Here is a 13,562-nt window from a genome sequence, read left to right as displayed (position 1 = left end):
ATCGGAAGGGTGCTGCGGACACTCGAGGCTACCGAACACCGCAGCCCACCGGGCGGCCGCCACGTGTGCACCCGACCCGCGCACCCGACCTGTGCACCCGCCCGGCCATGCTCCGCCGCGCATGGCCGTCAGGGCAGGATGGGAGCATGACCCTCGAGAGCAGCCCGTACGCCGATCGACCCTGGCTCAGCGCCTACGCCGAGGGCGTGCCCGACGAGATCGAGGCGCCGAGCGAGACGCTCCCCGAGATGATCGCCGCGAGCGTGAAGCGCTACGACAAGGCCACGGCGCTCGAGTTCTTCGGTGCGGGCACGACCTATCGCGAGCTCGGCGAGCAGATCGAGCGCGCCGCCGAGGGGCTGCGCAGGCTCGGCGTGGGCAAGGGCGACCGGGTGGCGATCGTGCTGCCCAACTGCCCGCAGCACGTCGTGGCGTTCTACGCGGCGCTCCGGCTCGGCGCCATCGTGGTCGAGCACAACCCGCTCTACACCGCGCGCGAACTGCGGCACCAGTTCGAGGACCATGGCGCTCAGGTGGCCGTTGTGTGGGACAAGGCCTTCGACACCGTCGCGGAGTTCCCCTCGGATGTGGCGCTCGAGCACATCGTGAGCGTCGACATCACCACCGCCCTCCCGCTCGCCAAGCGCCTCGCGCTGCGGCTGCCGATCCCCAAGGCGCGCACCTCGCGGGCGCAGCTCACGAGCACGCCCCGCGCGAAGCATCCGCTCACCTGGGAGAAGCTGCTCGACCACCGCCGCCTCAGCCGCAAGGTCGCCGGCCCGTCGCTCGACGACGTGGCGCTGCTGCAGTACACGAGCGGCACCACCGGCACTCCCAAGGGCGCCATCCTCACGCACGCCAACCTGCGCGCCAACGCGCTGCAGGGCCAGGCCTGGGTGCCCGGGCTCGTGGAGGGCGAGGAGATCTTCTACGGCGTGCTCCCGCTCTTCCACGCCTACGGCATGACGCTCTGCCTCACGTTCGCCATGAGCATCGGCGCCAAGCTCGTGCTCTTCCCCAAGTTCGACCTCGGTCTCGTGACGCAGGCGGCGAAGTCGAGCCCGCCCACCTTCCTGCCTGCCGTGCCGCCCATCTACGACCAGCTCGCGCGTGCCGCCGGCCGCGGCGCGATCGACCTCTCGAGCGTGCGCTTCGCCATCTCGGGCGCCATGAGCCTGCCCGTGGCCACCGTGGGCCGCTGGGAGGAGGCCACCGGCGGCCTGCTCGTGGAGGGCTACGGCATGACCGAGACGTCTCCCGTGGCGCTCGGCAACCCCATCGGGCCGTCGCGTCGGCCTGGCACCGTGGGTGTGCCGTTCCCGAGCACGGAGATCCGCGTGGTGGACCCCGACGACACCTCCGTCGAGCGGCCGTTCGGTGAGGCCGGCGAGCTGCTCATCCGCGGTCCGCAGGTGTTCCAGGGGTACTGGGGGCGGCCGGAGGACTCGGCGGCCTCGCTTCTCGACGGCGGGTGGCTGCGCAGCGGCGACATCGCCTCCGTCACGCCCGACGGGTTCGTGACGATCGTCGACCGGCTCAAGGAGCTCATCATCACGGGCGGTTTCAACGTGTCGCCGAGCGAGGTGGAGGATGCGCTCGTCTCGCACCCCGACATCGAGGCGGCCGCCGTGGTGCCGTTCCCCCGCGCGAGCGGTGGCGAGGAGGTCGCGGCCGCCGTGGTGCTGCGGCCCGGCGCCGCGCTCGACGTGGAGGGGATGCGCGACTACTGCCGCACACGCCTCGCCGCCTACAAGGTGCCCAAGCGCATCGTGGCGGTCGACGACCTGCCCCGCTCCCTCATCGGCAAGGTCCTGCGCAAGCAGGTGCGCGAGCGCCTCCTCGCCGAACAGGACTGACGCGCCTCGGCTCGGGCGGGGCCGCCTTGGCCCGGCCGGCCCGGCTGCCCCGGCCTACCGCAGCGATCCGAAGAACTCGCGGAGGTCGGCGACGAGCATCTTCGGCTCCTCGAGGGCCGCGAAGTGTCCTCCGCGATCCTCCACGTCGGTCCAGCGCACGATCGTGTTCGCGCGCTCGGCGACCTGGCGGATGCCGATGTCGTGCGCGAACTGGATGGCCGCGGTGGGCACTCCTGAATCCGCGGGGGCCTCACCCCAGCCCTCGTTCTGGGCGTACCCCACGAGGGCGGCGGATCCTGCACTCGCCGTGAGCCAGTAGAGCGAGGCGTTGGCGAACACGAACTCCTCACCGAGCACCTCGACCGCGGGCGTCTCGGCCGGATGGCTCCAGGCCTCGAGCTTGTCGAGCATCCAGGCGAGCTGGGCCACGGGGCTGTCGGCCGCCATGGCCCCGATGAGACCGGGGCGCGTGGACTGGATCGCGATGTAGCCGAACTCGTGCTGCATGAACTCGCCGACCCGGCGCATCCTGTCGCGCTCGAGCGGGGTGAGGGCGGCCATCGCCTCTCCGTCGGAGTCGTCGATGAAGCCGCCGAGGGCCCCGTTCACGTGCACGCCGATGATGCGCTCGGGGTCGAGCCTCGCCACCTCGGGGGCCACGCCGGCGCCGAGGTCGCCGCCCTGCACCGCGAACCGCCCGTAGCCGAGGCGGGTCATGAGCTCGAGCCACGCCCCGGCGATGCGCGCCATCGGCCAGTGCACGCTCTCGAGCGGCGTGGAGAAGCCGAAGCCAGGCAGCGAGGGGATGACGAGGTGGAATGCTTCGGCCTCGGTGCCGCCGTGGGCGACGGGGTCGGTGAGCGGGCCGATGAGCGCCTCGAACTCGAGGAACGATCCGGGCCAGCCGTGGGTGAGCAGCAGCGGTGTCGCGTCGGCGACGGGTGAGACCACGTGCAGCGCGTGGATCGTCTGGCCGTCGATGCGCGTGACGAGCTGCGGAATGGCGTTGAGGCGCTGCTCTGTGGCCCGCCAGTCGTGGTCGGCCCATCGCGCGGCGAGGTCGCGGAGGGTGCTGATGGGCACACCGGTGCTCCAGTCGTCTCCCGGCAGCGGGGCGGGGAATCGGGAATGGCGGAGGCGATCCCGCAGGTCGGCGAGCGCCTCGTCGGGGATCGCGATGCGGAAGGGCAGGACGGTGTGGGTATCGGTGTCGGTGTGGGTGTCGGTGGACGAAGAGGTCATGGTCCGAGACTGCTCACCATTCCGGCCACGATACGACCGGAATACCTGAAAGGGTGGAACCATGACTCGCACGACCGGCCGCACCCTCGCGCTGCTCGGGCTGCTGCAGGCCCGCCGCGAATGGACGGGAGCCGACTTGCTCGAGCGCCTCGAGGTGAGCGAGCGCACGCTGCGACGCGACATCGACGACCTGCGCTCGCTCGGCTACGGTATCGAGGCCAGGCCCGGTGTGGGAGGCGGCTACCGGCTCGGCGCGGGAGCGAGCGTGCCTCCGCTCACACTCTCGCCCGCCGAGGCCGTGGCCATCGCCGTGGGACTGCGGGCGGCCGCCCTCGCAGTGGTCACGGGCATCGAGGATGCCGCAGCCGGGGCGCTGGCCAAGCTGGAGAAGTCGCTGTCGGCGTCCACTCGCGATCAGATCACCGCCGTCGAACGCGCGATGGTGCCACTCGGCGTTGGCGTCAGCGGCGGCGGCGCGGCCAGTGCCGGGAGCACGGTCGGCGGATCCGTCGACCTCGAGACGGTCGTGACCGTCGCCCACGCCATCGGCGAGAGCCGCCGGCTGGGCATCTCGTACCGCAGACACGACGGCGAGCGCGTGGAGCGACGGATCGAGCCGCACCGCATCGTGCACACCACGGAGCGCTGGTACCTCCTCGCGTGGGAGGCCGACCGCGCGGCCTGGCGCACCCTCCGCATGGATCGCATCGTCTCGCTGCGGGAGCTCCGGGAGACCTTCACGCCGCGGAGCATCCCCGACGACCAGCTGCGCGCCTACACGACGCACAGCATCACGTCGGCGCCCTACCGGCTGCAGGTGAGGGTGCGACTGCACGCGCCGCTGGCCGACGCGGTGCAGCACTTCGGCCCCACCGTGGCGCAGCTCGAGGCGGAGACCGAGCGCACCTGTCTGCTGCGAGCGGGAGCAGGCTCGGCCGCCGAGATCGCTCTGCATCTCGGACTCTGCGGCCTGGAGTTCGATCTGCTCGAGGGCGAGGAGGTGCGCGCCGAGCTCGTCGCGCTCGCGGCGCGCTTCACCCGCGCGGCCCGCGACCCGCGCCATCCCGGCGAGCCTCACGACCCGGGCGAGCCGGGCCATTCGAGCGAGCCGCGCCATTCGAGCGAACCGGGCGAGCCGGGCGAGCCGGGCTAGCCGCGCCATCTGGGTGGCACGGGTGGCACGGGTGGCACGGGTGGCACGGGTGGCCCGGGTGGCCCGCGGTCGCCGGATGCGGCGTAGCGTGGTGGGCATGGCTCGTATGTGGATCGCCCCGGAGTTCGGAGACCTCGACGTGTTCGAGGAGGTCGAGGTGGAGGTGCCCGCCCCCGGTCCCGGTGAGGTCACCGTGGAGATCAGGGCGGCCGGCATGAACCCCGCCGACTTCAAGCACGTGGCCGCCGGCACCGACCGGTCGAAGCTGCCCGTGGCTGTGGGCTACGAGATCGCGGGCGTCATCACAGCGGTCGGGCCCGACACCGAGATCGCCTCGGGCGGCGGGGCTGTGGGCGATGAGGTGCTCGCGTTCCGCATCAGCGGCGGCTACTCGAGCTCGCGCACGATCCCGGCGAAGGATGTGTTCGCCAAGCCCGCGAGCGTGCCCTTCGAGCAGGCCGCCAACCTGCTGCTCGCGGGCACGACGGCCGCCGAGATGCTCGACGTCACCGGCGTGCAGCCTGGCGACAGCGTGCTCGTGCACGGCGCATCCGGATCCGTCGGTGTGAGCGTGCTGCAGCAGGCTCGGCTCATCGGGGGCGTGCGCGTGCTCGGCACCGCGAGCGAGTCGAACTCCGACGTGGTGCGGCGGTTCGGCGGCGAGCCGATCGTGTACGGCGAGGGGCTCGAGGAGCGCGTGCGCCATGCCGCGCCCGAGGGCATCCACGCCGCCCTCGACTGCGTGGGCACCGACGAGGCCGTCGAGACCTCCCTCGCCCTCGTGGCCGACCGCGCGCGCATCGTCACGATCGCCGCCTTCGGGCGCGCGAGCGACGACGGCATCAAGGCGATCGCCGGTGCGATGCCCGCTAGCACGGTGTTCCGGGATGCGGCGCGCGCGCACCTCATCGCGCTGGCCGGCCGCGGGGAGCTCGAGGTGCCGATCGCGCGCACCTACCCGCTCGACGACGCGCGCGCCGCCCTCGAGGAGCTCGCGGGCCAGCACCCGGGCGGCAAGCTCGCGCTCATCCCCTAGCGCGCTCGCGACCCGCTACGGGCGGTGCCGCAGGCTGTCGTCGCGGAACTCGGTGCAGGTCTCGGTGCCCGCGGCGATCCGCTCCTCGCGCTGCCTGAGCTCAACCCGGCGGATCTTGCCCGAGATGGTCTTCGGCAGCTCGAAGAACTCCACCCGCCGCACCCGCTGGAACGGCGCCAGCGCCTCGCGCGCGAACGCCAGGATCGACTCGGCCGTGGCCGCATCCGCCGCGTGACCGGCCGCGAGCGCGATGTAGGCCTTCGGCACCGCGAGCCGGATCTCATCCGGCGCCGGCACCACGGCGGCCTCCACCACCGCCGGGTGCTCGATGAGCACGCTCTCGAGCTCGAACGGGCTGATCTTGTAGTCGGAGGCCTTGAACACGTCGTCGGTGCGGCCGATGTAGGTGAGGTACCCGGCCGCGTCGCGCGAGGCGAGGTCGCCGGTGTGGAAGAGCCCTCCCGCCGTCGACTCGGTGTTGCGCTCAGGATCGGCCACGTAGCCCGTCATGAGGTTGAGCGGGCGCGCTCCGGCCAGGTCGAGGCAGATCTCGCCCTCATCCGTGTGCTCCCCGGTGAGCGGATCGACCAGCACCACGGGGCAGCCGGGCAGCGGCCGTCCCATCGAGCCGTCGGTGATCGGCTGGCCGGGCGAGTTCGCCACGATCGCGGTCATCTCGGTCTGGCCGTAGCCGTCGCGGATGTCGAGACCCCACTGCCGGCGCACCTGCCCGATGACCTCGGGGTTGAGCGGCTCCCCCGCCGAGACGAGCTCGCGGAGCGCCCCGCGGCCCGACCCCGCCGTGAGATCGCTCTGGATGAGCATGCGCCACACGGTCGGCGGCGCACAGAACGAGGTCACGCCCTCGCGGCGGATGGTGTCGAGCATGCGCTCGGCGTCGAAGCGCGCGTAGTTGTAGACGAAGATCGTGGCCTCGGCGATCCACGGCGCGAAGAAGCAGCTCCAGGCGTGCTTCGCCCACCCAGGGGAGCTGATGGCGAGGTGCACGTCTCCCGGGCGGAGGCCGAGCCAGTACATCGTGCTCAAGTGGCCGACGGGGTACGAGACGTGGGTGTGCTCCACGAGCTTCGGCCTGCTCGTGGTGCCCGAGGTGAAGTAGTGCAGCAGAGCGTCGCCTGAGGCGTTGCCCGGGTGCGACAGCGGATCGGCCGCCCGCTCGAACGCCTCGGCGTAGCGGGCCCACCCCTCGGCGCCCTCCCCCACCACGATGCCCGTGAACGGGGCCTCCACGTCGGCGAACTTCGGCACGTCGGCGGCGGCGGCGATCACGAAGCGCACCGAGCCGCGCACGAGCCGGTTCTGCAGCTCGTCTCCCCCGAACGCCACCGTGGTGGGGAGGATGACGGCGCCGATCTTGGTGAGCGCGAGCATCGCCTCCCAGAGCTCCACCTGGTTGCCGAGCATGAGCATCACCGCGTCGCCCCTGGCCACACCGAGGCCCTGCAGCCAGGTGCCGAGCTGGTCCGACCGCGCGGCCATCTCGGCGAAGGTGCGGGTGGTGCGCGATCCGTCCTCCTCCACGATCACGAGCGCCGGCCCGTGGTTGCCGCGGGCGATCGCGTCGAACCAGTCGATGCCCCAGTTGAACGAGGGGCCGACGTCGGGCCAGTCGAACTCGGAGGTGGCGCGATCCGGCGTCTCCCGCAGCGCCACGAGCTGATCGCGGGCGGCACGGAGGAGGGCGGTGGAGGTGTTCTCGGGCATGTGGTGCTTCCTCGTCGTCGAAGTCACGTTCGGCTTCGACCCTACCCGCCGCCCGATGTCCAGCCCCCGCCATTGCCTGTACTTACAGGCGTACCATGGATTTCAGAGATTGCCGGGTGAACCGCACCCGACACAGTCGAAAGGTCTGTTCATGAACCGCTTCACCGATCGTGTCGTCCTCATCACCGGCGGAGGCTCCGGCCTCGGCCGCGCCGCCGCCGTGCGCCTCGCCGAGGAAGGCGCTTCCCTCGCCCTCGTCGACGTCTCCGAGCAGGGGCTCGCGGCCACCGCCGAGGCCGTCACGGCTGCCACCCCCGACGCGAAGGTGCTCAGCATCGTCGCCGATGTCTCGAAGGAGGAGGATGTCGACCGCTACGTGGCCTCGACCCTCGCCGAGTTCGGCCGCATCGACGGCTTCTTCAACAACGCCGGCATCGAGGGCCGCCAGAACCTCACCGAGGACTTCACCTCGGCGGAGTTCGACAGGGTCATCGCCATCAACCTGAACGGCGTGTTCCTCGGCCTCGAGAAGGTGCTGAAGGTCATGCGCGAGCAGGGCTCGGGCATGGTCGTGAACACCGCGAGCGTGGGCGGCATCCGCGGCGTCGGCAACCAGTCGGGCTACGCAGCCGCGAAGCACGGCGTGGTGGGCCTCACCCGCAACTCGGCCATCGAGTACGGCCAGTTCGGCATCCGCATCAACGCCATCGCCCCCGGTGCCATCTGGACCCCCATGGTCGAGAACTCCCTGAAGCAGATCGACGCCGAGAACCCCCGCGCGGCGGCCGAGCAGTTCATCCAGACCAACCCCACGAAGCGCTACGGCGAGGCCCCCGAGATCGCTGCGGTGGTCGCGTTCCTGCTGAGCGACGACGCCAGCTACATCAACGCAGCGGTCGTCCCCATCGACGGCGGCCAGTCCGCCAAGTACTAGCGCCGGGGTAGCGCGGAGAAACGCGAACGTCGCGGCGACCTGAGCCCTCTGGAGCTCGGTTGCCGCGACGTTCGCGTTTCTCCGCAGCTCACGGCAGCGCGAGTGGCGGCACAGGCGGGTCGCCGGCGCAGGTGGCGTCGAGGTCGCCCACGGTGCCCACCGCTCCCGCCGTGCGGTCGGCGGGAAGGGTCACGGTGGTGACGCCGCAGTTGGGGTAGCCGGGCGCGACTCGGGCGCCGGGCACGAGCAGTGGCACGAGCGACTGCAGCACCGCGCCGTGGGTCACCACGAGCACGTCGCCGGCCGGCACCGCCGTGATGAGGGCGATCGCTGCGCGCAGGCGCTCGTTCACGCTCGCCGCGTCTTCGGCGAGGCCGGATGGATCGCTCGCCGCGAGCGCGTCGAGCACGGTGTCCGGGCCGTCGGCGGTGAGCTCGTCCCAGTGACCGGCCGATCCGTAGGTGAAGCCGTGGCGCTCGAAGAGCGGCACCCAGAGGGCCGAGTTCGCCTGGCCCTCCCAGCCGCCGAAGTTCCACTCCCGGAGCGCGGGCGTGAACACCGGCTCGATCGACGCGTGCCCCGCAAGAGCCGCGTGCGCGGTGGTGCGGGTGCGCGTGAAGTCGCTCGAGAACGCCGCCACGAGCGGGATCTCCCGGAAGTGCTCACCGAGCGCCGCGATCTGCAGCTCACCCCGCGGCGTGAGCGGGGAGTCGCACCACCCCTGCAGCTGGTGCCGCACGTTGAAGAGCGTCTCCGCGTGCCGCACGAGATGGATCCGCAGCTCCCCGCCGGGCGGGGTGGGCAAGGCGGGCGAGGTCACTCGGCGTCGAGGTCGGAGGCGAGCAGGGTCGCGAGCTCATCGGCCACACGCTCCTCCTCGGCGCCCGTGACCTCCAGCGCCACCTCCTCGCCGTGCCCGATGCCGAGCGACATCACGCTGAGCAGGCTCGCGGCGTTGGCCGACTTCTCCTTGGCCGTGATCTGCACGGCGTGACCCGAGGCGGCGACGGCCTTCACGAAGAGGGCTGCGGGGCGGGCGTGGAGTCCGGTCGAGGCTCCGACGGTGACGGTGCGTGAGGTCATGGTGATCTCCTTGGTGTGGTGATGGATCTGGATGGAAGATTCAGTCGGCGAGCACTCGCGCGATGTGCAGCGCGAGGAACGCGATCTCCTCGTTCGGCAGCCGCTGGTCGTACTGCTGCTGGACGAGGGTGCGCACCCGCTCGGCCGCCTGCACGGCCGCCGGGTAGCGCTCGCTCAGGCTCGTGAACAGGAAGTCGTCGGCGCTCTCGGCGAGCTTGCCATCGAAGAAGCGCCGGGCGAAGTACTGCAGGTGGGCCACGAACCGAGCACCGTGCAGGTCGTCGTTGTGCAGCTGCACCCCGGTGGAGTGCGTCACGATCGTGGCCACCTGGCTCACGAGCGTCACCACCCGCAGCGAGTCGACACCCGCGTTGCCGGCATCCGCGTTCACGAGGTGGAACGCCACGTTCGCGGCCTCCTCCTCGGGCAGCGCCACGCCGAGCCGGTCCGACAGCAGCGCGACAGCGCGCACGCCGATCGCGTACTGCCGCGGGTAGATGGTGCGCACCTCCCACGCCAGCCGGTTCACCGTGACGAGCCCCTTGCGCTGCCTCTCGACGGCGAAGTTGAGGTGATCGGTGAGTGACAGGTAGATGTGCGGATCGAGCTCGAGCCCCTCGGCCTCCGCCAGCTGCACGATCGCCCGCGACACCTCCACGACCTCCCCGGGGATCTGCGTGAGCAGTTCCACGAGGTTGCGCTGCTCGCCCTCGGGGAGCGACACGAACACCTGGTTGGCGTCATCCGGAGCCACGGCCTCGCCCGGCTTGCGGCCGTAGCCGATGCCCTTGCCGAGCACCACGAGCTCCACGCCGTTCTCGTCGACGGCGAGCACGACGCTCGAGTTGAGCACCTTCTTGATCGTCTGCATGGGGGTCTCCGTCGACTCCGTCGGTGCAGTCGCCCGCTCTCGCAGTGCGACGCTCACGACAGGTCGGCTCCGTTCGACGCGATGACCTTCTGGTACCAGAAGAACGAGTCCTTGCGTCGGCGTTCCATTGTCCCATTGCCGAGGTCGTCCATGTCGACGTGGATGAACCCGTAGCGCTTCGTGATCTGCGAGGTCGAGGCGCTGATGAAGTCGATCGGCGCCCAGCTCGTGTAGCCCATGAGCTCCACGCCCTCGTCGACCGCGCGGATCATCTCGGCGAAGTGCGCGCGGAAGTACTCGATCCGGTACGGGTCGTGGATGCGGCCGTCGGCCGTGACCTCGTCGCGCATGCCGAGCCCGTTCTCCACGATGAAGAGGGGCTTCCGGTAGCGGTCGTAGAGGTCGATGAGCGAGATCCGCAGCCCCACGGGGTCGATCTGCCACCCCCACTCGCTCGAGGCGAGGTAGGGGTTCTTCACGCCGAGGATGGTGTTGCCCGGCGTGCGCTCGGCATCCGGATCCACCGACTCGGTCATCGACATGTAGTAGCTGAACGAGATGTAGTCCACCGGATGCGCAGCGAGCAGCTCGGCGTCGCCCTCGGCGAACGGGATGGTGATGCCGCGACGCGACAGCTGGTTGAGCGCCAGCCGCGGGTAGGCACCGTCGGCCTGCACGTCGGTGCACAGGTAGAGCAGTCGCTCCTTCTCCTGCGTGGCCGCCACGTCGTCCGGGTGGCAGGTGTGCGGATAGGTCGTGAGCATCGTGAGCATGCAGCCCATCTGCGACGAGGGGTACATCTCGTGCAGCAGCTTCGTGGCCGCCGCCGAGGCCACGAACTGGTGGTGCAGCGCCGTGTAGCAGGCCTGCTCGAGGCCGCTCTCGCCGTTCGCGAGCGGGGGCACCGTCTCCTCGATGATGCCGCCCGAGGTGAAGGGGTGGCGGATGATGCCGTCGATCTCGTTGAAGCTCAGCCAGTACGTGATGAGGTGGCCGAAGCGCTCGAAGCACGTGCGCACGAAGCGCTCGAAGAGCGGCAGGATGCTGCGGTCGGCCCACGCGTTGTTCTTGAGCGCGAGGTGCAGCGGCGGGTCGTAGTGCGCGAGCGTCACCAGCGGCTCGATGCCGAGGCGGCGCATCTCGGTGAAGAGCGCGAGGTAGAAGGCGATGCCCTCCTCGTTGGGCTCGAGCTCCTCGCCCGTGGGGTACAGGCGCGTCCAGGCGATCGAGACCCGCAGCACCTTGAAGCCCATCTCGGCGAACAGCGCGAGATCCTCCGGGTAGCGGTGGTAGAAGTCGATGCCGCGGCGCTTCGGGTAGTACGTGAGCTCGTCGGGGTCGGCCATGGCCGCCCGGATGCTCTCGACCGTGTTGACGTGGTGGATCGCGTACTGCTTGGGGTCGGCGTTCGGCTTGTAGGTGTTGACGTCGGTGACGGCGGGGCCGCGGCCGCCCTCCTTCCACGCGCCTTCAGCCTGGTTGGCGGCGAGAGCGCCGCCCCAGAGGAATCCGTCAGGAAGCGCCATGGGTGAGCTCCTTCTCCGTGATGTCGGCGAGGGGCTCGCCTGTGGTGATGGATCCCGCACCCGACACCGCGACCGCGAAGCGATCGGCGTTGGTGACGATGACGGGAGTGGTGAGGTCGTAGCCGGCTGCCCGGATGGCGTCGAGGTCGGCCTCGATCACGAGCTGCCCGGCCTCGACGCGGTCGCCCTGGGCGACGTGGGTGGTGAAGGGGGCGCCGTTCAGCTTGACGGTGTCGATGCCGACGTGCACGAGCACCTCCACACCCTCGTCGGAGGTGATGCCGATCGCGTGCTTCGAGTCGAGCAGCGAGGTCACCACACCGGCGAGCGGTGCGCGCACGCTGCCCGAGGTGGGCAGGATGGCGACGCCGTCGCCGAGCACACCGCCGGAGAACACCGGATCGGCGACCTCGGCGAGGGGCACGACGGTGCCGGCGAGCGGCGAGACGAGACGGATGCTGGCACGCGGCCCGGCGGCCGCGGCCGAGGTCGGGGCAGTGGCCGTGGCCGTGGCGGCTGCCGAATCCTCGGCGGCGAGCTCCTCGCGCTCACCCTTGAGCGACGGCGACGTGGCGTCGTTCCAGGTGATGAGCGAGATCACGAACGCCACAGCGAGGGCGATGACGGCACCGATGACGGCGTTGATGAGGTTCCACGGGTTGGCGGCGTCGACGAACATCGTGATGCTCGCGAGGCCCGGGCCGACCACCGCGAACGAGGTCACGAACGTGAGGCCGAGGTACGCGCCACCGGCGAACGCACCGGACATCACAGCCACGAGCACCTTGCGGTTCTGCAGCGTGACGCCGTAGATGGCGGGCTCGGTGATGCCGAAGAGCGCCGAGATGCCGGCCGAGACCGCGGTGGAGCGGAGCCGCGTGCTGCGGGTGCGGATGGCCACGGCGAACATGGCGCCCGACTCGGCGATGTTGTGGGCGAGCGAGGCCACGAGGTAGAACGACTCCTTGCCGTTCTGCGCCATGGTGGCGATCGTCGGCGGGATGAAGGCCTTGTGCATGCCCACCGAGATGATGAGCGGCAGAATGGCGGCGAGCACGGCCACGGCCACGGCCACCCAGCCGAGGGTGCTGTAGAGGCCGATCATGGCGGCGGTCAGCAGCGAACCGACCCAGTAGCCGAACGGTCCGAGCACGAGGATGAGCAGCGGCGCCACGATGAGGTAGCACATGAGGGGCGTGAAGAACACGCGGATCGGGCCGGGCGACACCTTGTTGAAGAAGCGCTCGAGCGGCCAGAGGGCCAGCACCGCGAGGATCGACGGGAACACCTGCGAGTTGTAGTTGACGACCTGCACGGGGATGCCGAAGAGAGCGACACCGCCCTCCTGGTTGATGAGCGTCGTGAAGTTCGCGAACATCAGCACCGCCACCACGCCGAGGGCGAGCGGGCGGTTGACGTTGAGCTTCTTGGCCGTCGTGTAGGCCACGAGGAGCGGCAGGAAGGCGAAGACCGCATCCGGGATGGCCGAGAGCAGCAGGTAGCTCTCGGAGTCGGTGGTGAGCCAGCCGAGCGCTCCCGCGCCCACGAGGAGCGACTTGAAGATGCCGGCGCCCGCGATGGCGGGGATGAGGGGGGTGAAGACGCTCACCACGAAGTCCATGAACACGCTGCCCGCCCGCTTCCAGGAGAACGGCTTGCGGGGGCCGGCGGGCGCATCCGTCGCCCCGCCCTTTCCGCCGCGTTCCTTCTCGACCGCGTTGTAGACGTTGACGACGTCGTTGCCGATCACGACCTGGGTCTGCGATCCGCTGCGCACGGCGCTCATGACACCGGGGAGCTCCTTCAGAGCAGCGAGATCGGCCTTGTCGTCGTCGACGAGCGTGAAGCGGAGCCGGGTGCTGCAGTGGGTGAGGCCGGCGACGTTCTGGGTGCCGCCGACTCCGTCGAGGATGGCTTTCGCCTCGTCCTGTCTCGTCATGGTGGGTCCTTCCTTGGATCCGTGTTCGGGGCGTCATCCCGCCCGGGGCGGCACGCGGGCACAAAAAAAGGACCCGAATGCGTTCGCTCTCGCGATTGCCTTCGGATCCTGCCTGCGTGACCAGTTACATGTCCTGACAGGCAATCTACCACAGGGCAATCCCTCCCCCGATCGACAGCTGTTCACCTGCGCGCCAC

Annotated in this window: 11 protein-coding genes; 4 read left to right on the top strand and 7 right to left on the bottom strand. The window is 70.5% G+C overall.

What is annotated here, in order from left to right; translation table 11 throughout:
* The first annotated feature begins 146 nt into the window (after nt 1-146).
* Nucleotides 147-1,856, top strand: coding sequence for a long-chain-fatty-acid--CoA ligase (locus ACEXQC_RS00435; protein WP_374817216.1), 1,710 nt, complete (start codon nt 147-149; stop codon nt 1,854-1,856).
* A gap of 54 nt (nt 1,857-1,910) precedes the next feature.
* On the opposite strand, the gene ACEXQC_RS00430 is transcribed toward ACEXQC_RS00435, so the two are convergent.
* On the bottom strand, nt 1,911-3,098 hold the full coding sequence (locus tag ACEXQC_RS00430; protein ID WP_374817215.1) for an epoxide hydrolase family protein: 1,188 nt from the start codon (nt 3,096-3,098) through the stop codon (nt 1,911-1,913).
* Between the two features lie 61 nt (nt 3,099-3,159).
* Between ACEXQC_RS00430 and ACEXQC_RS00425 the strand changes: the two genes are divergently transcribed.
* Both ACEXQC_RS00425 and ACEXQC_RS00420 read left to right on the top strand, forming a co-directional pair.
* Entirely contained in the window at nt 3,160-4,251 is a 1,092-nt protein-coding gene (locus ACEXQC_RS00425) for a helix-turn-helix transcriptional regulator (RefSeq protein WP_374817213.1), read from the top strand.
* A 97-nt stretch (nt 4,252-4,348) separates the two neighbouring features.
* Nucleotides 4,349-5,287: an NADP-dependent oxidoreductase gene (locus ACEXQC_RS00420; protein ID WP_374817212.1), complete on the top strand. Its 939-nt coding sequence runs from the start codon at nt 4,349-4,351 to the stop codon at nt 5,285-5,287.
* A 15-nt stretch (nt 5,288-5,302) separates the two neighbouring features.
* On the opposite strand, the gene ACEXQC_RS00415 is transcribed toward ACEXQC_RS00420, so the two are convergent.
* Nucleotides 5,303-7,012, bottom strand: coding sequence for an AMP-binding protein (locus ACEXQC_RS00415; RefSeq protein WP_374817210.1), 1,710 nt, complete (start codon nt 7,010-7,012; stop codon nt 5,303-5,305).
* Between the two features lie 151 nt (nt 7,013-7,163).
* Between ACEXQC_RS00415 and ACEXQC_RS00410 the strand changes: the two genes are divergently transcribed.
* On the top strand, nt 7,164-7,946 hold the full coding sequence (locus ACEXQC_RS00410) for a glucose 1-dehydrogenase (RefSeq protein WP_374817208.1): 783 nt from the start codon (nt 7,164-7,166) through the stop codon (nt 7,944-7,946).
* Between the two features lie 88 nt (nt 7,947-8,034).
* On the opposite strand, the gene ACEXQC_RS00405 is transcribed toward ACEXQC_RS00410, so the two are convergent.
* From ACEXQC_RS00405 to ACEXQC_RS00385, 5 genes are read right to left on the bottom strand one after another with little or no spacing between them, the layout of a single operon-like run.
* On the bottom strand, nt 8,035-8,751 hold the full coding sequence (locus ACEXQC_RS00405) for a histidine phosphatase family protein (RefSeq protein WP_374817206.1): 717 nt from the start codon (nt 8,749-8,751) through the stop codon (nt 8,035-8,037).
* An 11-nt stretch (nt 8,752-8,762) separates the two neighbouring features.
* Entirely contained in the window at nt 8,763-9,029 is a 267-nt protein-coding gene (locus ACEXQC_RS00400; RefSeq protein WP_374817204.1) for an HPr family phosphocarrier protein, read from the bottom strand.
* A gap of 40 nt (nt 9,030-9,069) precedes the next feature.
* Nucleotides 9,070-9,900: a PRD domain-containing protein gene (locus tag ACEXQC_RS00395; RefSeq protein ID WP_374817202.1), complete on the bottom strand. Its 831-nt coding sequence runs from the start codon at nt 9,898-9,900 to the stop codon at nt 9,070-9,072.
* 53 nt (nt 9,901-9,953) lie between these two features.
* Nucleotides 9,954-11,426 (bottom strand): family 1 glycosylhydrolase, encoded by a 1,473-nt coding sequence (locus tag ACEXQC_RS00390; protein ID WP_374817200.1) that lies wholly within the window; start codon nt 11,424-11,426, stop codon nt 9,954-9,956.
* Nucleotides 11,413-13,365: a beta-glucoside-specific PTS transporter subunit IIABC gene (locus ACEXQC_RS00385; protein WP_374817198.1), complete on the bottom strand. Its 1,953-nt coding sequence runs from the start codon at nt 13,363-13,365 to the stop codon at nt 11,413-11,415. Before ACEXQC_RS00385 ends, ACEXQC_RS00390 begins: the two co-directional genes overlap by 14 nt.
* Nucleotides 13,366-13,562 lie beyond the last annotated feature (197 nt).

Source organism: Herbiconiux liukaitaii, assembly GCF_041927495.1.
In the GTDB taxonomy this organism is placed as follows: Bacteria; Actinomycetota; Actinomycetes; order Actinomycetales; family Microbacteriaceae; genus Herbiconiux; species Herbiconiux liukaitaii.
Note: the sequence above shows the minus strand (reverse complement) of the source record. Positions and strands in the feature narration are given on the sequence as shown.

Excerpts from the sequence above, each read along its gene's own strand:
- ACEXQC_RS00415 (WP_374817210.1), bottom strand. The coding sequence starts at position 7,012 with ATGCCCGAGAACACCTCCACCGCCCTCCTCCGTGCCGCCCGCGATCAG.
- ACEXQC_RS00420 (WP_374817212.1), top strand. The coding sequence starts at position 4,349 with ATGGCTCGTATGTGGATCGCCCCGGAGTTCGGAGACCTCGACGTGTTC.
- ACEXQC_RS00435 (WP_374817216.1), top strand. The coding sequence starts at position 147 with ATGACCCTCGAGAGCAGCCCGTACGCCGATCGACCCTGGCTCAGCGCC.
- ACEXQC_RS00410 (WP_374817208.1), top strand. The coding sequence starts at position 7,164 with ATGAACCGCTTCACCGATCGTGTCGTCCTCATCACCGGCGGAGGCTCC.
- ACEXQC_RS00400 (WP_374817204.1), bottom strand. The coding sequence starts at position 9,029 with ATGACCTCACGCACCGTCACCGTCGGAGCCTCGACCGGACTCCACGCC.
- ACEXQC_RS00395 (WP_374817202.1), bottom strand. The coding sequence starts at position 9,900 with ATGCAGACGATCAAGAAGGTGCTCAACTCGAGCGTCGTGCTCGCCGTC.
- ACEXQC_RS00425 (WP_374817213.1), top strand. The coding sequence starts at position 3,160 with ATGACTCGCACGACCGGCCGCACCCTCGCGCTGCTCGGGCTGCTGCAG.
- ACEXQC_RS00385 (WP_374817198.1), bottom strand. The coding sequence starts at position 13,365 with ATGACGAGACAGGACGAGGCGAAAGCCATCCTCGACGGAGTCGGCGGC.
- ACEXQC_RS00390 (WP_374817200.1), bottom strand. The coding sequence starts at position 11,426 with ATGGCGCTTCCTGACGGATTCCTCTGGGGCGGCGCTCTCGCCGCCAAC.
- ACEXQC_RS00430 (WP_374817215.1), bottom strand. The coding sequence starts at position 3,098 with ATGACCTCTTCGTCCACCGACACCCACACCGACACCGATACCCACACC.